Here is a 20,007-nt window from a genome sequence, read left to right on the forward strand (position 1 = left end):
GCTTCATGCGAAATCACCCCTTCACCGAAGTACTAGTCATGCTGATGCGCTCGTTACTGCCGATCAAAATAATGTCCTGATCGCCTTCCTCTTCCGGTTTTCCGATGACGCAGCCGCTCTCCACCACCGTTCCTTCACCAATAATCGATTTATAGATCTTGACGTTATTGCCGATTTTGACGTTCGGCATGATGACCGAATCCTTGATCAGACTTCCTTCACCGATTTCCACACCGTAGAACAGCACCGAATGGTCCACTTCTCCGAAGACGCAGCAACCTTCATTGACCAGCGACCTTCGCACCTGTGCCGTCGGCGCCACATACTGCCCGGGTTGAAGCGGGTTAACCGAATAGATTCGCCATTCCCTGTCGTTTAGATTGAATTCGGGTTCGTTCTCCAGCAGATCCATATTGGCTTCCCACAGGCTTTGAATGGTACCGACATCCTTCCAGTACCCTGTAAAAGGATACGCCATCATCCTCATGTTGTCGCGCAGCATGCCGGGAATCACATCTTTGCCGAAATCTTTACTGGACTCCGCATCAGCCTCATCCTTGATCAAGTACTCCTTCAAAACCTGCCAATTGAAGATGTAAATGCCCATCGATGCGAGATTGCTCTTCGGCTCCTTCGGCTTCTCGGCGAATTCGGTAATCCTTTGATCCTCATCTGCGCTCATGATGCCGAAGCGGCTAGCTTCCTCCCATTTAACCTCAATCACGGCAATGGTGGCGTCCGCTCCCTGACGCTTGTGGAAATCCAGCATCAAATCGTAATCCATCTTGTAAATGTGATCTCCCGAAATCACCAGTACATACTCGGGATCGTATTGTTCAACAAACGAAACATTGCGGAAGATCGCGTTCGCGGTACCCTTATACCAATCTCCACCGCTTTGCTCCATATAAGGCGGAAGCACCGTAACTCCGCCATTCTTACGGTCAAGATCCCACGGCGTGCCGATGCCGATATATGTATTCAGCACAAGAGGCTGATACTGCGTCAGCACGCCGACGGTATCGATGCCCGAGTTCGTGCAGTTGCTCAGCGTAAAGTCGATTATCCGATATTTTCCCCCAAAATGTACCGCCGGCTTGGCCAGCTTGTTCGTCAACAACCCGAGACGCCTTCCTTCGCCACCTGCCAGCAGCATGGCAACACATTCTTTTTTACGCATCGGCTCTGCCCCTTCCTCGTTTTGCACTCGAACGCTTCCGCTTGATGTCGAGCGGTTTGAAAATCACGGTCGCCAGCGGCGGCAAACACACATGCAGGCTGTCCGAACGGTCATGCCAAGCGATATTCTCGGTCTTCAGCTTGCCCGAATTCAGCTTGCCGGAGCCTCCATATTCACCCGCATCACTGTTGAACAATTCCACATATTCGCCGGCATAAGGAACGCCGATCCGATAGTTCTCATGGTAGATCGGGGTAAAATTACTCACGATGACAAGCACATCCTCAGGATTGCGGGACATCCGCATAAACGTGGTAACGCTCTGCTTCTGGTCGTGCGGATCGATCCATGCGAACCCTTCGGGCACATGATCGAGCTCCCACAAAGCAGATTCCCTTACATACAGGTGATTGAGATCCCGGACGTAGCGGCGCATGCTAAGGTGGCTGTCATAGCCGAGCAACTCCCAATCGAGGTCTTCTAAATCTTTCCACTCGTCGAATTGACCAAATTCACCTCCCATGAAAAGCAATTTTTTGCCCGGGTGAGACATCATGTAGCCGTACAGCAACCGCAGATTGGCGAACTTCTGCCAGTAATCACCGGGCATTTTGTTCAGCAGCGATTTCTTGCCGTGCACTACTTCGTCATGAGATAGCGGCAGCACATAATTCTCAGAGAAAGTGTACATAAAGCTGAACGTCAGCAATTGATGGTTGCCACCCCGGAAGTACGGATCCATCTCCATGTACTTCAACATATCGTTCATCCAACCCATGTTCCACTTATAGTTAAAACCAAGCCCACCCTCATGCACAGGAGCCGTTACAAGCGGCCAGGAGGTGGAATCCTCGGCCATCATTAACGCATGCGGATTATAGGCGAAGACGGTATGGTTTAATTTTTTAATGAATTCGATCGCTTCAGGGTTCTCGTCCCCTCCATGGGCATTCTTCACCCACATTTCGCACGGTTTGCCGAAGTTGAGGTACAGGATACTGGCCACAGCATCCACTCTCAGGCCATCTATGTGATACACATCCATCCAGAACAAGGCGTTCGAGATGAGATAGCTGACGACCTCCGGCTTCGAGAAATCAAAGGAGAGGGTCCCCCACTCCGGCTTTTCGGCGCGTGCAGGGTCACTGTATTCATAAAGCGGCTCTCCATCGAATTGGCGAAGGCCATGGTCATCCTTCACGAAGTGACCCGGAACCCAGTCCATGATCACCCCGAGTCCTGCTTGATGGCAGCGATCAACGAAGTACATGAAATCCTTCGGTTTTCCGAAGCGACTCGTCACCGAATAGTATCCCGTTGCTTGATAACCCCAAGACCGATCATATGGATGCTCAGCCAGCGGCAGCAGCTCGATGTGGGTATAGCCCATTTCTTTGACGTAATCGACAAGCTCTTCGGCCAGTTCGCGATATGTATAGTAGCCACCGTCCTGCTTCTTCTTCCATGTACCCAAGTGTACCTCATAGATGTTCATCGGAGAATGAAGGGCCGAGACCGTTTTTTTTCTTTCACGCCATGCCTGATCCGCCCACTCGTACCCTTCGAGGGAAGCGATACGGGATGCGGTTCCCGGCTTCACTTCTGACCAGAATGCGTATGGGTCGGCTTTTTGCAGCATCGTCCCTTCCGCGGTGACAATTTCGTACTTGTAATAATCCCCTTCATTGGCAGCAGGAACGAATAAAGACCATACGCCCCATGTGCTGATTTTTTGCATGATGTGCTTGGAGCTGTCCCAAAAATTAAAATCGCCAATCACTCTTACCTCTCGAGCATGCGGCGCCCACACAGCGAAGCGTACCCCAGTAATTCCATCCTGCATCGTCAAATGGGCTCCGAGCATGCGATAGCTCCGAAATAAATTACCCTCATGGAATAAATACAAATCCTCCGGACCGGGGATTAAGCTCATCACTATTCATACATCCCCTTTCGAGTGGTTTGTGTCCTATTACACAAATACTACACTTTTGAATAAAATCCTTTCAGGCTTTTGCAAATTATTCATTAATTATATGAAATTGGAAGGCTCTGTTTGCAGAAAAAGGAATTCTCCAGCCCCTGTGGAATTCATTAGCATACTTAGTCCTTGAGAGGATGGAATAGATCATGAACGACAAGCTAAAGGCTTGATGCTCGGCATGTGACTGGGCGTCATGCTTACCGGTTCGGTCGCTTACGCAAGCGGAACCCAAATTGAAGTATATTTCAACAAGCTCAAATATATGTTTGACGGTATAGAAAAAAAACCGACTGCCGAACAGGGGGAAGGATTCATCTATAATGGCACCACGTATGTGCCCGTAGAATCGTCTGTAAACGAACAGTACGTATGGCTGAAGCAGCAGTTCGGTGCCGAAGAACTGGAAGAGCTGCTGAGCAAGGAAGGTTTGAGCGTTCAAGACCTTCGGCATTATCTTATACAAGTCATCGGCGCAGAGAAGTATCTGATGGCGGAAGCCTCTGACGAAAAGTTAAAACCCGTTTACGATGCCAAGCTGGCAGCATATCCGGCTGAATTTGTAAGAGCAACCGTAAGGCATATCCTGATCGGCTTCGAGGATGCCGCAGGCCAAGCACGAACCAAGGAAGAAGCGAAGAAGAAAGCACTGGAAATTCAATCCAAGCTTAAGAATGGTGAAGATTTTGCCACCCTCGCAAGGCAATTTTCGGAAGATGCAGGATCCAAAGAGGAAGGCGGACTTTATGATAACGAATTCGTCTCGATTTGGGTCGAGCCGTTCAAAAACGCGGTCTTGGAGCTCCAATTGAACCACTTGAGTGACCCCGTGGAAACCGATTACGGATATCATGTCATCCGTGTGGAAGGCCGGTCCACCCTCACGTTCGAGCAAGTAAAAAAAGAGCTGAAATATGAGTTTGTAAATCAAGCCTACGAGACGTTCATGAACAGTGAACTCCCTAAGCTCATTGAGAGATTCGACCTCCGTAAAGAGTAATTCGTAGAAGGATCGGGCCCGAGAAAGGTGCCGGTCCTTTCCTTTTTCGCCACCCGATGGATTCGGCCGCCCGAATCGTGTAGAATGTGGTAAGGATAACGGCTTCGGCCGCTTCAGCAATAGAACAAGGACAAAGGATGGTCGCTATTTATGTATGCAGCACAAGATTGGAAAGATTACGAGCTTATCGATACCGGCGGCGGTGAAAAGCTGGAACGGTGGGGCAGCATTGTTCTAAGACGTCCCGACCCGCAAATTATATGGCCATTTTCCAAGGAAGCCGGTATTTGGCGGAGTGCGGACGCTCACTATCACCGCAGTTCCAGCGGCGGCGGCGGCTGGGATTACAATAAGGACATTCCCGAGCGCTGGACGATTTCTTATCAAGGACTTTCCTTTCACATCAAACCTACGAGCTTCAAGCACACCGGGTTATTTCCCGAGCAAGCGGTAAACTGGAGCTGGATGATGGATAAGATCCGCAGCGCCGACAGACCGATTCGCGTCTTGAATTTATTTGCCTATACCGGTGGCGCGTCGGTCGCGTGCGCTTCAGCAGGGGCTGAAGTATGTCATGTCGACGCATCCAAAGGCGTCGTGCAGTGGGCTAAAGAAAATTTAGAGCTCTCCGGCCTCGGCCAGCGTCCGGTTCGCTTCATCACCGATGACGTATTCAAGTTCGTGCAGCGGGAACAGCGGCGAGGAAGCAAATACGACGCCATCATCATGGATCCTCCTTCATATGGTCGGGGTCCAAACGGCGAGACATGGAAGCTCGAAACGAACCTTTACCCTTTTGTAGAAACATGCATGAGCATATTGACGGACAAGCCATTGTTTTTCCTGATCAATTCTTACACGACAGGCATCTCGGCTACCGTGCTCAATAACATTTTGACGCTATCTCTCGGACGTACATACGGAGGAACAATATCCTGTGGAGAGATTGGCCTGCCGATTACAGCCTCCAAGCTTACGCTTCCTTGCGGTATTCTGGGGCGTTGGGAGGCGTAACGAATGTCCGGCGCTTCTCATCCCATTCACGTGCTGTACGAAGATAATCATGTTATCGTTGTGATCAAGCCGCCGAACGTACCTACTCAGGAGGATGATTCCAGGGATCCCGATATGCTCACGCTGATTAAGGCCGATCTGAAGGAGCGTCATCAAAAGCCCGGCAACGTGTTCCTCGGGCTGGTCCACCGGCTGGACCGTCCGGTCGGCGGCGTCATGGTATTCGCCAAAACCTCCAAAGCGGCGTCGCGGCTCTCCGATGCGGTTCGCACACGCTCTATCCGCAAGGAGTATACGGCCGTTCTTCACAATCGTCCTGCTCAACCACAGGGAACGCTAAAGCACCATTTGTTGAAGGATACGAAGACGAATAGGGTAGCTGTCGTTCCTCAGTCGAATCCCGGTGCAAAAGAAGCGATTCTGGACTACCGGGTGCTCGGCCATCAGGACGGGCTGTCACTTGTACAGGTCAAGCTGCACACCGGACGCCCCCACCAAATCCGGGTGCAATTTGCGGAGATTGGCTGTCCTCTGGTTGGCGATCAACGGTACGGAGGCCGCTCGGCCCAGCAGGGACAGCAAATCGCGCTGTGGTCTACTCTGCTCGGCTTCGAGCACCCAGTGACCAAGGAATCCCTGAGCTTTTCTTCCCATCCTCCTAAAGCATATCCCTGGAACTTGTGGCACCTCTGAAAAAAAGGCTGCGAATAAGGTACAAGGAACAACCAAGAGCATCAGACCTCCCGGCCCTCAAGCCATAAGGGAGGTCTTCTCCTTTAATAAGCATAAACGTTAAGCGTTGGCCACTTTACCGAGCAGATAAATGAGAAGCTGCTGGTTATGTGACGAGATACGGCTGAGATAATTCTGTAAGAATCGTTCACGAATCTGCAAGCCGCGCTCGCACTCCTTTCGCCCCTTATCTGTTACCAATACCCAAACAATACGGCGGTCCTTCTCGTCCCGCTCCCTGAAGATCAATCCGCTTTTCTCCATTCGATCAAGAAGCGTCGTTACCGCTGCCGGCGTCGTCGCCAAAACATCCGTGAAATCCGAGGGCTTCATTTGCTGCTGTCCGGAGAACATCAACAGCTCTAGCACCGTTAGCTGCCCTTCCGTCAAAGTGGGCGCCAACTCTGATTCCATATGCGTTCTGAGATCCTTTGACAATTTCCACCAGAGCTTGGCAAACTCTTGGGTTACCACATTCATCACTCCTGTAGAACCATTTCTTACCTAAATTATAGCATTTGATCCTATATTTTAAAAGGTTAATACCATAAATATTTTAGGACATAAAACGATAAAATCAGGTACCATTTGACGATGTTCAACATATAATGCACAAGGGACGTTCGCCTATCGGCGGAGCTTGTCAATCCGTGTAAACGAGGAGTGAACATTAGTGGAAGCCTGGAAGAAGCAAATCGGAGAAAACGCTTTAAAGAAAGGCATAATTAACGACCCACACTGGCTCGAAAAGCTGGACGATTCGATACCGGTATGGGCCGCATTGCAAATGATGCTGGAGCTGCTCGACAAAGTGGAGCCGAACTACTCCAGTTATGATTAAGGATTAGGTAAACTTGAGAAGCACACTGATACTATCGCTCTTGCTCAGCGGAATAACCTGCTTACCGACAGACTTGCGTTCCTCAATCGGCGCTTGCTCTGTCGAGAAGTCGGCTCTCTCGCCAGTGCTCAATACCGCGGTCACGTCGAACGGTTCTTTCACGACGAATGCACCGCGAATTCCTGTGCCATTCGGCTTCACCCGTTTACCTTCTTTAAATTCAAACGTGAAAATTCCCTTGCCGCCGCGGCCCTGTACGGGATAATCGACCACCAGCGAACGTTTGGCGTAGCCCATGTCGGATACGACCAATACTTCTCCTTCATCCCCGTCCAGCCACTCAGCGGAGACCACTTCGTCGGCTTCCTTCAGTTGAATCCCGCGAACGCCGCCTGCGGCGCGCCCCATCGGGTTGACTTCGTCTTCCTTGAAGCGGATTGCCATCCCGAGCCGCGTCACAAGCAGAAGCTCCTTGGAGCCGCTGCTCAGCTTGACATCCAGCACCGCATCCTGTTCCCCGACCTTGCAAGCTACGATGCCGATGGAGCGGTTCGTTGCGTACTCTTTCAGCTCCGTCCGCTTCACTTGCCCTCTTCGCGTAATGAATACGAGAGATTTGCCCGCCGCTTCGAAGTCCTTCACGGGAAGAACGTGAACGATCCGGTCATCCTTCGGAATCGGGATCACATTCACGATGGCCGTACCGTTTTCCTTCCACTTGTACTCCGGTATTTGATGCACCGGAAGCAGATAGTATTGGCCCTTTTGTGTGAAAATCAGCAGATTCTCCAGTGTATTGACATCAAGCAAGCTGCGAAGGTAATCGCCTTCCTTCAGCCCGGTTTTGTCAATCTCTCCACCGGAACGGATGAAGGAGAGCTTCCCGGTGCGCTTGATGTATCCTTCGTTCGAAAGCGTAACGAATACATCCTCGGCGGTCACCATGACCTCTAGATTTACCTTCAGCTCTTCCACTTCGTCCTGAATATTGGAACGGCGGTTGATGCCGTATTTATCGTGGATTTGTGTAATCTCCTGCTTTATAACGCCCAGAAGCTTTTTCTCGCTCCCTAGAATTCCTTGCAGATACGCTATCGTTTTCTGCACTTCATGGAGCTCTTTCTCCAGCGAATGAATCTCCAAATTCGTCAGACGGTACAACTGCAGTGTCAGAATAGCATCCGCCTGGCGTTCTGTGAAGCCGAATTTTTCTACCAGATTGTTTTGCGCGTCTTGACGGTTCTTCGAGGCTTTGATCGCAGCGATGACCTCGTCCAGGATATTCAGCGCCTTAACCAATCCTTCGAGCACGTGGGCGCGGTCTGCCGCTTTCTCCAGATCGTACTGGGAACGGTGTGTAACCACTTCTTTCTGGTGCTTAATGTAAGCCACCAGCATTTCCCTTAAGCCGAGCTGCTTTGGTGTCTTGTTTACAATCGCAACCATATTAAAGTTGTAAGTGACTTGTAAATCCGTCTTTTTCAGCAAATAGGCTAAAACTCCCTGCGCATCCGCATCCTTCTTCAGATCAACAACGATCCTCAGACCCTGCCGGCCGCTTTCGTCACGGACTTCCGAGATGCCTTCGATTTTTTTCTCCAGGCGGATGTTTTCCATAGCGGTGACAAGTCGGGATTTGACTACTTGATAAGGAATTTCCGTAATAACGATCTGCTGGCGTCCGCCGCGCACCTCTTCGATCGATGTACGCGCCCTTACATAAATGCGGCCCTTACCGGTCCGATACGCATCGCGGATACCCTCCAAGCCCATAATAATACCGCCGGTTGGAAAATCGGGCCCTTTGACGACGCCCATCAAGTCCTCCAGCGTAATGTCCGGTTGGTCGATCAGCGCAATGCAAGCATCGATCACCTCGCGCAGATTGTGCGGAGGAATCTCAGTTGCAAAACCGGATGAGATCCCGCTTACACCATTCACAAGCAGGTTAGGATAACGCGAAGGCAGCACAACCGGCTCCTTCGTCGTATTATCGAAGTTATCTTTGAACTGTACCGTACGCTTTTCAATATCTCGCAGCAGCTCCATCGCGATTTCGGACAGACGCGCTTCCGTATAACGCATCGCAGCAGCCGGATCGTCATCCTGCGAGCCCCAGTTACCATGGCCGTCGACCAGCACATGCCCCATTTTCCAAGGCTGCGCCATGCGCACCATGCCCTCGTAAATCGATGAATCCCCGTGCGGATGGTAGTTACCCATAACGTCACCAACAGTTTTGGCCGATTTGCGGTATGGTTTGTCCGGAGTGTTACCCGCATCGTACATGGAGTAAAGAATCCGCCGCTGAACCGGCTTCAGCCCGTCGCGCACATCCGGAATCGCCCGGTCTTGAATAATGTATTTGGAATACCTGCCGAACCGGTCGCCTACAACTTCTTCCAGAAAGGCCGGTAAAAAGTTTTCGAGTATGCTCACAGAAGGCCCCCCGTCTACCCAGATAATATATTTTCATCATGTCCATATCGTTCCGACTTCACTAAAGCTTTAGTGTTGCGGAGCAATACAGCCGCTTTATTCTTCAAATTCCGTGAAATCCACGTTCTCGATAATCCAGCGCTTGCGCGGGTCCACTTTATCCCCCATCAGCGTAGATACACGACGTTCGGCTTTGGCTGCATCATCAATCTGCACTTGCAGGAGCGTGCGTGTAGCCGGATCCATCGTCGTCTCCCACAGCTGATCGGGATTCATCTCGCCAAGACCTTTGTAACGCTGCAGCTCTAGGTTCTTGCCGAGCTCCTTGATTAATGTCTGAAGTTGCTCATCGGTCCACGCATAGCGCACCGTGCTTGCTTTGCCTGCCTTTTTGGTCACCTTATACAGCGGCGGCTGGGCTAAGTAGACTTTTCCAGCGTCGATTAGCGGCTTCATATAACGATAAAAGAACGTCAACAGCAGCACTTGGATATGTGCGCCGTCCGTGTCAGCATCGGTCATAATGATGATTTTGGCATAATTGCTTTCTGTTACATCGAACTCCGGACCGACTCCTGCTCCGATCGCTGCAATAATGGCCTTATATTCATCGTTTTTCATAATATCGAGAAGCTTGGCTTTTTCCGGATTCATCGGTTTACCTTTCAACGGCAGGATAGCCTGATGCCGGGAATCTCGGCCCTGCTTGGCCGAACCGCCGGCCGAATCGCCCTCGACGATGAACAGCTCGTTGCGAGTGTAATCCTTCGACTGCGCAGGCGTAAGCTTGCCTCCAAGATTGGAGCTTTCACTCTTACCCTTCTTGCCGCTGCGGATTTCCTCACGGGCTTTGCGCGCCGCATCGCGGGCTCTTGCCGATTGAATCGCCTTCTTCATGATCAACTGCGCAACCTGTGGATTCTCCTCCAGGAATACAGCCATTTTGTCGGAAACGACCGAATCGACTGCACTGCGAGCCGAAGAACTCCCGAGCTGGTCTTTCGTCTGACCTACGAATTCGACCTCGCCCATCTTGATGTTAATGACCACCATCATGCCTTCGCGCAGGTCTTGTCCATCCAGATTTTTTTCTTTTTCCTTCAGCATGCCGTTCTTGCGGGCATAGTCGTTCATCACACGAGTGTACGCAGTTTTAAAGCCGGTCTCATGCGTTCCGCCGCCGCGGGTAGGTATGGAGTTCACGAACGAAACAAGCGTTTCGGTGTAGCCGTCGTTGTACTGAAGGGCTACCTCGACCTCGATTTCGTCTTTTTCCTGAGCAAAATGAATCACGTCGTGCAGCACCACTTTGTCTTCATTCAAAAATTGGACGAATTGACTGGCGCCGCCTTCGTATTGGAATGTCTCCTGCTTTCCCGCGCGTTCATCTATCACCGTGACCTTGAGTCCCGAATTCAGGAACGCGATTTCCTGTAAGCGCTCATAAAGCGTATCATAATTGACTGTGATACCGCCTTGAAAAACGCGTTTGTCCGGCTTGAATGTTACCTTCGTGCCGTTTTTACGGGTTGTGCCGGTTACTTCAAGTCCGGTGACCGGTTCCCCGACATGCTCTTTGCCCTGCTTGTCCACCCAGTATTCGAACCGCTGACGGTGAGTTTTGCCTTCGCGGTAAATTTCCACTTCCAGCCACTCGGACAGCGCATTCGTGACGGATGCACCGACGCCGTGTAAACCGCCGGATTTTTTGTACCCTCCGCCTCCGAACTTGCCACCCGCATGTAGAATCGTAAACACCACTTGCGGTGTGGGGATGCCTGTTTTGTGCATGCCGGTCGGTATGCCGCGGCCGTTATCCTGTACCGTCACCGATTGATCCTTATGAATGATGACATCGATCTGCGAACAATATTTGGCCAGATGCTCGTCTACCGCATTGTCCACGATCTCCCAGATCAAGTGATGCAAACCCGATGAGCTAGTGCTGCCGATATACATTCCCGGCCGTTTACGCACCGCCACAAGTCCCTCGAGCACCTGAATATCGTCCGCACCGTAATCCGCCGGCGCTGCTCCATTTCCAAAGATATCTAGTTGTTCCGCCATTGAAGCCTCCTACACACCTTTTGTCTCCATTCAGCTAACATGCATTATAACATTTGAACGGATTAGTTCAATACATCTTTTTTCGTGAACACCACAAAAGATACAAGAACGGATACCAGACCCCATACCGTCAAGACGGCTAAGGAAAACGGCAAATCCATGCCTTTGATGGGCGGAAGTGCACCAGCTAAATAATCGGTAAGCTCCAAATTCACCATGAAAAAATATTTTGCCGTTTCCCACGAGGACACCATGTTGCTCAGAATCGTTCCTGAGATCAGCACCGCCAGCATGATACCCATCCCTGCTGCCGTGCTGCGGAATATTACGGATACCATCAGCGTCATCAAGGCCACAATTAGCGCGGAATACCAGACCAGCCCGAACTGCATGATCAGATATAGCCACTGCTCGACCGGGCGGACTAAAGAGAAATCAACCTCGGTTCCCGACAGCTGAAATCCGAAAAAGACGGGCATATCCCATCCTCCGTAACCGAAGACCGCACCGGATATGAGATACGCAAGCAGTCCGGTCGCAATGACGATAATTGAAGTGAACAATATCAAGGTAATCAGCTTGCTAAGCAGTATTTTCCACCGCCCGACGGGCCTTGTCAGCAGCAGCTTGATCGTTCCGGAGGTGTGTTCGCCTGACACCAAATCGGCTGCAATCACCATCACCATGAGCGGGATGAACAGACCAACCGCATTTTTCACGAACTCTCTTGTAAAGGTTACCCCGTTCGGCGAAGCCGGATTCACATCTTTATCCAAGTAATATTGCGCCAGCATGACTTCGACCCGGCGCCACTGCTTCCACTCCTCAGGCATACGGTTGCTCCCAAGGCTACGTGTATAATCAACAATTTTTTGACGCTGCTCCGCACGCCAGTCGTTTGTTCCAAACTGCTTTAGGTTGTTTTGAGTTACTTTCATCTGTGCGTAGGTAAACATCGGAATGATCGCAGCAAGAATGAGCAGCACGACCAGCAGTCTCTTCTTCATAACGATTTTGATACACTCGTTCTTTACAAGCGGATACAAGCTAACCAATGCGCTCCCCCTCCGTCAGCTTCAAAAATAAATCCTCCAGCGTAGGATTTTTGATCTCAATACCGTACAGCTGCACCCCCGCTTCCACTATGCGCCGCGACAGCTCCGGTATCGCATCGGGATTCAATTGCGTTATGATCCGAGGCACGGGTACTCCTGTACCGGATTGGGCTGCTCCCGGATCTTTGTCCTCATTGGTATTGACCACCACCTCGGGCTCAGCCTTCAAGATATCCAGCGCCCTCTCCACAGGAGTAACGCTCCAAACGACCGTGCTGGTCGACTGGTCCACTAACGCCGACACCTCACCGACCTTAATCACCTCTCCTTGACTGATAATGGCTACGCGGTCGCACATCTGTTGAATTTCGCTAAGCAAATGGCTCGATATAAAAAGACTAAGACCTGAATTCGCCAGCTTCCGGATAAACTCACGCAGCTCCTTGATGCCTTGGGGATCAAGACCGTTGGTGGGCTCGTCCAGGATCAACAGCTTTGGATTGTTCAAGAGCGCTTGAGCAATGCCCAGACGCTGTCTCATCCCAAGAGAATAGGTCTTCACCTTGTCATGAATACGTCGGTCCATCCCGACGATTTCGACGACCTCATAAATCCGTTTCTCAGTAATTCCAGGGAGCATGCGGGCAAAATGTTCCAGGTTCTCCCATCCGCTCAAATACCCGTACAGCTCAGGGTTTTCCACGATACAACCGATGTACTGAAGCGCCTCGTTATGTTCCTTCTGCACATCATAACCGCATATTTGGATTGAGCCTTCCGTAGGACGGATCAAATCGACCAGCATACGGATCGTTGTCGTCTTTCCTGAGCCGTTCGGACCAAGAAATCCGAAAATTTCACCGGCGTACACTTCAAACGAAATACCTTTAATTATCAGGCGTTTGCCGATTTTCTTCTTCACGTCATTTACAGACAAAACAACCTGAGCGTCTCTTCCTTTGGTTTGTGCTGTTTCTTGTGAGTTGACCAGCGACATAGCCTCAACCTCCCCCTTGCTTTTTATTTCAATATATCAACAATCCGCTCCGCAATCCGTTCATAACCTTCCTGATTCGGATGAAAATGATCGCTATATAAGTATTTATTCAAATTCAGCTCGAACAAATCATAGGTCGGCACGACCGTAATATTCGGATGACGGCTGGCCAGTTCGAAAGCGGCCGTGTTCCAGCCTTGAATCACCGGAGACCCTGCCCGATTGGGGTCCAGACCCAGGAACGGATGATACAAGCCCACGTACATGATTCTCGCACCGGGGCTTGCCTTGCTAACCCGGTCAAACACCTGTTCTAGTCGATTCAGCGCTTCCGGAATCCGCTGCGCTGCTGCTGCCGGGTTGAAGCCTTCTCCTGTATCCGGTGTCCCTTGGGAGCTTTGCGGGCTTGTCCCATCGGAGCCTTGAGACGAATCCGCAATGGCTTGCGATGCAGACGCGCCTTGTGCTCCCTCTTCGCCTTGTGTATCGAAAATATCCGCTCCGCCCTCAAATAAATCGTTGCCGCCAATCGTCAGCAGCACCAGGTCGGCTTCGCCAAGAGCTTTCTCCAAGTCCTCTTTTTTACCATCCCAATCTTTCAACAAATCGTACGTGCGGAAGCCGGGGATGGCAAAGTTATTATAAACGAATACCGGTTTGATCATCTGCTGCTCCAGCTTGTCCCTCACTTGTCCGACGTATCCCTTGCCCGTCAAATCTCCGGTCCCCGCCGTTAATGAATCCCCCAGAGCGACGATGCGAATCTGCTCTTTCGCTGCCCAAGTATCCTGCTTCGGCTGCTGCTCTGCGGGCTGAGAAACCTCCCCTGTATTCCCCAATACGACAGGCTTAGGAAACATGATCTGGTTCACGGCATATGCGAATCCCACTACACACAGCATCGTGGACACCAGCGCCGACAACCCAATCGTACGCCATATCCATCGTGATGATTTCACCTGCTCTCCCCCATTTCTTTCTTTAAAATCAAGTTACATCCCTTTTTAGAGTAGCGGTTTGTGCCCTGATTTGCAAACATATGTCCAGTTTCAATTCGGTTCAAGCCCAAAACAAATAAGCTTGTACGCAAACGATTGCACAAGCATTGCTTCAACTATTGCAGCATAAGCTCAAAGTAATTCGTATAACATTTGTATAAGGTTTGGTTCAAAGGATCATGGTGGTTGAGTGAGGAAATAACGAGGGATTAAATTAAACCAATACCGCCGAAGCAGTCCGTCAAAAACCAATCAAATATGACGGACCGGACGAAGAGCGGACCGTTATAAGCTAAAATATTTCATTGGATTTTGCTGCCGGCCGTTTTTGATAATTTCAAAATGCAAATGGACACCCGTAGAATTGCCTGTGCTGCCCATGCTGCCGATTTTTTCACCTTTTTTAACGACTTCGCCCTCACGGACCCCCAGCTTGCTTAGATGTCCATACAACGTTTCGAACCCGTTGCCGTGATCAATGATAATACAGTTCCCATAGCCTGATTTCCAGCCGGCGAATACGACCTTACCGTTGTCGGAAGCCAAAATCCCCCGCTGATCGGACACGAAATCGGTACCGTTATGATTTCTGCCCCATCGAAGACCAAATTCGCTGCTCACTTTGGCGCTAAGCACCGGCATGGCGAATTTCCCTGTCCCTGATCCGGGGATCACTTTCGTTCCCTGCCGAACGATGCTTTGCACTGGCGCCTCGATCAGCGCCTCACCGATCATTTTTTCTTCCGTTTGCTCACCGTTCACGCGGATCGTTTGGTAAGACACCTGCTTTAACCCAGGCTTGCCGCTCGATACAATCTGAATGACGCCGGCTTTGAGCTCATTGTCCTTCTCATATTTTATTCCGCTAGGTACCTTCACTTGTTCCGTCCGCGTCTCGGTCGTTACTACGGTAAGCAAAGGCTGCTTTACCGTCAGGGCCAGCTTTTGGCCGATGCGAATGAGATCATTTTTAACACCCGGATTGTTCGCTCGAATCCTATTTGAAGAAATCCCATACCTTTGCGCGATAATCGAGATGCAATCCCCGCTTTGCACCGTATATTCCATAGGCTGAACATCACCGTTTACAATCCGGTCCAACACGGCCTCGAAAGCTTCCACTTCACCCGGTATCACGGCTGTTTCCACCAGCTCCACCTTTTGCAAAAATTCGGCGGTTGTCCGCACTTCGGACGCTGTCCTCTTTTCTCGACCCTCGGACAGAGCAGTGACCTCCTTCCGCTTGATTGATGCTGTATAAGGCGCCTTCACCTGGTCCAATAGTGCGGTTGCCGTCATGGGATCCTTTACAATACCGACTGTTCTTCCGTCAATCCGAATTTCTACTGCAAAATAAGAAAATATGATTTGTTCGTTCAACGCGGCCAGGACGGCATTATCGTCATACACTCCACGTAACTTCTTGTTATCCTCAAAGCGAAGCCGCTCCAGATTCGAAGTAACCCGGTAATAAGAGTGCCGCTGCATTGCTTCCTCATAGCGATCCGCCTTCCAGCGCTTGACCACTTCGGCATCGGACACCGTACCCACCAATTGGTCGTCCAAGAAAACATCGTATAGGACCACGGTTTGGGCTTTTACAAACCATCGGCCCGAAATCACGACAACCACAATCACAGCAAAGGCTGTAAACCATTGAATGAAAGCCAGCGTCCTTCTCCTTGCGCTCGTGCGGTTCTTCAATGTCTTTTACCCCCTTGATACGGTTTTACGGGTTATGTAAATAGCTTCCAGAAAGTTAGATGCCCTCACCATATATATGTCGTTCATGCCGAGATAAGACAAGAAAACAAAAAACCTCCCTAAATCCCGCTTACATTCAGGAATTAGGGAGGCTTGCCAAGGCATACTAAACCATATAAAATAGGCTGTCCACGAATGGACAGCCCTGGTAACATTAATGAACATCTCCAATGCAGTTCAGCAGCCGATCGTGCTTGGCTTGCAGCGCGTTCAGGTCCAGCTTCATTTCGAGCGCTTCGATCAAACCGGAAGCGTGCTCCTCCAGCGCTTGACCCAGGCGGTCCGCAAGCTCCGTCGTCGCGCTGCGCAGCTGAGCCTCATAAGCTGCTGCCAGCAGTGCGGTTTGAGCTTCGACAAAGCGGTCCATCGGACCGTTCAACCTCGATTCCAATTCCCGGCGGAGCTGGGCTTTCCCATCCCCCTCGAAAAAATGCTTGGGATTTTTATAGTAGCTGGCAAGCCATTTGACTTGAATATCCTCCGCGTGCAGCAAAGGCGTCAGCTCCGGTGTGCGCAGCTTCTTCGGCTCAAAGCCCGGAGAGTCAAAGGACGCAATCCCTCTCTCCTGGATCGCGGCTGCCCATGTCTCTGCCGATTGCTTAAGCAGTTTGTTGATTTTATTCTCTATACGCAGCGTGGTCGCAAGCACCTCCTGCGTTAAATCAAACGAAATCATACGCCGTAGGTCCTCCCAGGCCGATTGAAGCACCGCTTTCACGTCTCTGCCATCCTCACGGAACACGGACGGATTGAAGGCAAGATTGAACAACTCGCCAAAACGGTACTGCGTCCGCTGCTTGACATAATAGAGCAGCTCTTGAATTTCCCTTGCCAGCTCCCGCGCATCGGCATCTCCGTCCTGCCGCTCCAGCAGCGAGACACCCGCGCTCAATGATGTCCGCAGCGCTTCGGCTTGCCGGCTCCGTTCCGTCGCATCCTCCCTTGCGCTGCTCATCCATCGCTGCAGCGTATCCGCTGCACGACGGATATCCGCGTCCCCTGCAAGAATAGCCATTTCCGTAAGCTCTTCAAAGGTGAAACGGACGAACTCCTGCTCGAATCGGAGAATTCCGGATTGGCTAATCGTTTCTTCCTCCTTCTGCAGCTTACCCTCTAGTGCATAATAACTTGAAAGCGGGTAAATGCGCGGCTGACGGATACCGTGCTGCAGCAGGTTGCTTTCCACGTGGTCCACGACTCCCTCCAGCTCTTCTGCGGAAGAAGCCAGATCGGCAGCATTGACGACAAAGAACATTTTATCCATTTCGAAGCTATCTTTCACACGACCCAGCTGGAGCAAAAATTCTTTATCCGCATGCGAGAACGCATGATTGTAGTAGGTGACGAACAGAATCGCATCGGCATTTTTGATATATTCAAAGGCCACTCCGGTATGGCGGGCGTTGATAGAATCCGCTCCGGGGGTATCCACCAGCACGACACCCTGCTCCGTGAGCGGATTCGCGTAATAAAGCTCGATCAGATCGACGAAGCATGAACGGGCTTCGTCGGCGGCATAGTCGCCGAACTGGTCCGCCGTAACGCGAAGCTCCTGCCCGAGGCTCGGGCTCATCTCCGCCCAGCCCTTCTCCACCGCCTTCAAGAAGGCGTAGTGCGGCTTGCCTTTGCCCGGCACCTGATCCGCCTTTAAGCGTCGTACGATCTCCAGCGCCCCATCCAGCGTATTGGCAGGCACGCCTAGCACTTCAAGCGAGTAAAGAAGGTCGGCCGTCAGCCTGTCCCGGCTTTTCAGCCTTACCTTGGCGGTTCCATGCGGCCAACCGGCCTCCGGATCGGGAGGCATGATCTTGTTAATCGCCGCCGTGGTCGGATTTGGCGATACGGGCAGCACCCGCTCGCCGATCAATGCGTTGGCGAAGCTCGATTTGCCTGCACTGAAGGCACCGAACAGCGCTACAGTGAAGCGGTTGTTCTCCAGCCGCTCCGCCTTCTCCTGCAAGGAGCGGCGGATAGTTTGCAGCGCTGCTGCGCCGTCCAGCTCCTGCGCGGCGGCGTTCAGCCGTGCTGCGGCATCGCGCAGCCGGCTGCGATGGCCGCCCGCGGCGAGCACAGCTCCGCCGGCCCCCGGGCCGCGGCCCGCCTGCTGCGCGAGCCAAGCGAGTCCCTCGCTTGGCTCGCGCCCGGCGGGCGAAGCGGACGGCTGCGCTTGAGGCGCAGCCGTCGCCGCAGGCGCAGGCAGCGCGGGCGCCGCCGCGGCGGGGAGCTGCGCAAGCAGCGACTCGCCGTAGGCGGCCTCCGCCCGCGCGAGCCGCTCGAGTTCGCGCGAGGCGTCCAGCCGCGCGTCAAGATCGGCGACCTGCTGGCGCAGCGCCTCAATGCGAGACTTCAGCGCCGCTGCGAGAGCCTCAGCCAGCTCGTCAGCCGCAGCGAACGACTGCTTGCGATACATGGCTTTCGCTTCAGCCGCAATCTGCTTCGAATACGTCATTGTGTATTCCCCGCCAAAGCTGGCCGCTTCGTTTACTTGAGCCGCCATCCACTCAGGCGTGATCTCTGGCTGGATTCGATCCGTCAATTCGGTTACCATGTCGGACGGCAGGCCTTGGCCTTGAAAGATCGCCTTCACCGATTGCTGTACGTGACGCTGCACCTGCGTCTCTACCTGCGACACGAAGTCGCGATGAATCGCGGTAAGGCGCTGCTCCCGCTCCGCCGCAGTCTTCGCCGCAGAGCCAAGCCAACCGACCTTGAAGCCCGGCCTACGACTCTCCAAATAGACCTGCGCCAAATCCCGAGTCACGGCCGGTATCACGTTCGCGGCTTCGAGCACTGCCGTCACGTCCTTGCGCGCCGCTAACACAAGCTTCTGCGGCAGCGCGATAAGCCGAGCAAGCTCAGAGCTCGCTTCGCGAAGCTGCTCCTGCGCAGACTCGTACCCCTCGTCCGCGGCGATTCGGGCATGCAGCGCTTCCTTAGCCGGATCGTTCTCCTCGGCCATCTTCGCGGCATGCGCCGCCGCTAATGCGCGCGCCGACTTCTCAAGGCTAAGCCCTACCAAGGGCTCCCCCAGCTCGATCAGCCCGCTGAGCAACCGTGTAAGCTCGCTCCACTGGCTGGCCGGGTGATCCGGCATTTTCACCGAGGTGTAGACGATACCGGCCGGTTGAACGCCCCAGTTCGTGAAAGCCTCGCGAACCCCCTCTTGATAAGAGGTGAACGGCAGTTCCTGTTCGCGGTGCTTATCCACCATATTGACGATCAGATAAAGCGGCTTACCCCACTCCGTCATTTTTTTTGCAAAGGCCAGATTGATTTCCGACTGCACATGGTTATAATCCATCACATAGAACACCACATCGGCCAAATGAAGCGCCGATTCCGTCGCCAAATGATGCGCGTCGTCCGTTGAGTCGATCCCCGGTGTATCCAAAAGCGCCGCATGCGACTCCAGAAATGGAATCGGATAGCGGATCTCGACCGTTTCAATCGATTCACCGTTCCGGCAGTGCTCCGCAAGATCATCCAGCGCCACTTGCTCAATTTTCGCTGCTCCGCCTTCGCCAAAGGTATCATCCCTATGAATTACTCGGGCTCCGGCTTCCCCATTGACGATACTTACAATGTTTGCGCTTGTGGGGATCGGACTTGAAGGAAGCAGCATATGTCCGCAAAGCTTGTTAATCAAGCTAGACTTCCCTGCCGAGAAATGTCCGCAAAATGCTAAATGAAGCCGTCCGCTCTCTGCTTTAGCCAGCAGCTGCGTCAGCTTGCGGACATTCTCCTTGTCCCCTGTCTGCTCGACTTGATGCAGTAGATGGCGGACCGCCTCCTGCATCGTTACATCTGAGTTCATGAACTTCTTTTTCTCTTCAACCGATATGCCCTCACCAGAAGTCATTACGCTTTTCATCCGTTTCTCTACCCCTAATCCTCTGCTGTTTAAAAACCAAACGATATCGGTTTTTATGTATTTTACCC

Annotated in this window: 14 protein-coding genes; 4 read left to right on the forward strand and 10 right to left on the reverse strand. The window is 52.1% G+C overall.

Annotated elements, in window-relative coordinates:
• Positions 1 to 13: 13 nt before the first annotated feature.
• Together JOE45_RS05785 and glgB are read right to left on the reverse strand one after the other, a co-directional pair.
• Positions 14 to 1,180: a glucose-1-phosphate adenylyltransferase gene (locus tag JOE45_RS05785; RefSeq protein WP_210021100.1), complete on the reverse strand. Its 1,167-nt coding sequence runs from the start codon at positions 1,178 to 1,180 to the stop codon at positions 14 to 16.
• Positions 1,173 to 3,113: a 1,4-alpha-glucan branching protein GlgB gene (glgB, locus tag JOE45_RS05790; RefSeq protein ID WP_210023398.1), complete on the reverse strand. Its 1,941-nt coding sequence runs from the start codon at positions 3,111 to 3,113 to the stop codon at positions 1,173 to 1,175. Before glgB ends, JOE45_RS05785 begins: the two co-directional genes overlap by 8 nt.
• A 244-nt stretch (positions 3,114 to 3,357) precedes the next feature.
• Here glgB and JOE45_RS05795 point away from each other — a divergent pair, with 244 nt between their 5' ends.
• The 3 genes from JOE45_RS05795 to JOE45_RS05805 all read left to right on the forward strand — a co-directional run bounded on the left by JOE45_RS05795 (position 3,358) and on the right by JOE45_RS05805 (position 5,868).
• On the forward strand, positions 3,358 to 4,161 hold the full coding sequence (locus JOE45_RS05795; protein WP_245246674.1) for a peptidylprolyl isomerase: 804 nt from the start codon (positions 3,358 to 3,360) through the stop codon (positions 4,159 to 4,161).
• A gap of 150 nt (positions 4,162 to 4,311) precedes the next feature.
• The gene (locus tag JOE45_RS05800; RefSeq protein ID WP_210021099.1) at positions 4,312 to 5,175 is read left to right on the forward strand and encodes a class I SAM-dependent methyltransferase; all 864 of its coding nucleotides are present in this window, start codon (positions 4,312 to 4,314) and stop codon (positions 5,173 to 5,175) included.
• A 3-nt stretch (positions 5,176 to 5,178) separates the two neighbouring features.
• Entirely contained in the window at positions 5,179 to 5,868 is a 690-nt protein-coding gene (locus tag JOE45_RS05805) for an RluA family pseudouridine synthase (protein ID WP_210021098.1), read from the forward strand.
• A gap of 99 nt (positions 5,869 to 5,967) precedes the next feature.
• Here the strand turns inward: JOE45_RS05805 and JOE45_RS05810 are convergent, their stop codons facing one another.
• Complete coding sequence (locus JOE45_RS05810; protein WP_210021097.1) at positions 5,968 to 6,387, reverse strand: MarR family winged helix-turn-helix transcriptional regulator; 420 nt, start codon at positions 6,385 to 6,387, stop codon at positions 5,968 to 5,970.
• A gap of 193 nt (positions 6,388 to 6,580) precedes the next feature.
• On the opposite strand from JOE45_RS05810, the gene JOE45_RS05815 reads away from it, so the two are divergent.
• The gene (locus tag JOE45_RS05815; RefSeq protein WP_210021096.1) at positions 6,581 to 6,748 is read left to right on the forward strand and encodes a hypothetical protein; all 168 of its coding nucleotides are present in this window, start codon (positions 6,581 to 6,583) and stop codon (positions 6,746 to 6,748) included.
• A gap of 3 nt (positions 6,749 to 6,751) precedes the next feature.
• Here JOE45_RS05815 and gyrA read toward each other — a convergent pair whose 3' ends face one another.
• From gyrA to JOE45_RS05850, 7 genes are all read right to left on the reverse strand, one after another.
• A complete protein-coding gene (gyrA, locus tag JOE45_RS05820; protein WP_210021095.1) occupies positions 6,752 to 9,187 on the reverse strand; it encodes a DNA gyrase subunit A in 2,436 nt (811 codons plus the stop codon).
• Between the two features lie 96 nt (positions 9,188 to 9,283).
• On the reverse strand, positions 9,284 to 11,254 hold the full coding sequence (gene parE, locus JOE45_RS05825; RefSeq protein ID WP_210021094.1) for a DNA topoisomerase IV subunit B: 1,971 nt from the start codon (positions 11,252 to 11,254) through the stop codon (positions 9,284 to 9,286).
• Between the two features lie 62 nt (positions 11,255 to 11,316).
• Positions 11,317 to 12,309: an ABC transporter permease gene (locus tag JOE45_RS05830; RefSeq protein WP_210021093.1), complete on the reverse strand. Its 993-nt coding sequence runs from the start codon at positions 12,307 to 12,309 to the stop codon at positions 11,317 to 11,319.
• A complete protein-coding gene (locus tag JOE45_RS05835; protein ID WP_210021092.1) occupies positions 12,302 to 13,306 on the reverse strand; it encodes an ABC transporter ATP-binding protein in 1,005 nt (334 codons plus the stop codon). The genes JOE45_RS05830 and JOE45_RS05835 overlap by 8 nt, the downstream gene beginning before the upstream one ends.
• 23 nt (positions 13,307 to 13,329) lie before the next feature.
• Positions 13,330 to 14,265, reverse strand: coding sequence for a GDSL-type esterase/lipase family protein (locus JOE45_RS05840; RefSeq protein WP_210021091.1), 936 nt, complete (start codon positions 14,263 to 14,265; stop codon positions 13,330 to 13,332).
• 324 nt (positions 14,266 to 14,589) lie between these two features.
• Entirely contained in the window at positions 14,590 to 16,008 is a 1,419-nt protein-coding gene (locus tag JOE45_RS05845) for a M23 family metallopeptidase (RefSeq protein ID WP_210021090.1), read from the reverse strand.
• 214 nt (positions 16,009 to 16,222) lie between these two features.
• Complete coding sequence (locus JOE45_RS05850) at positions 16,223 to 19,939, reverse strand: dynamin family protein (protein WP_245246676.1); 3,717 nt, start codon at positions 19,937 to 19,939, stop codon at positions 16,223 to 16,225.
• Positions 19,940 to 20,007 lie beyond the last annotated feature (68 nt).

The sequence above is a fragment of the Paenibacillus sp. PvR098 genome (assembly GCF_017833255.1).
Lineage (GTDB): Bacteria > Bacillota > Bacilli > Paenibacillales > NBRC-103111 > Paenibacillus_G.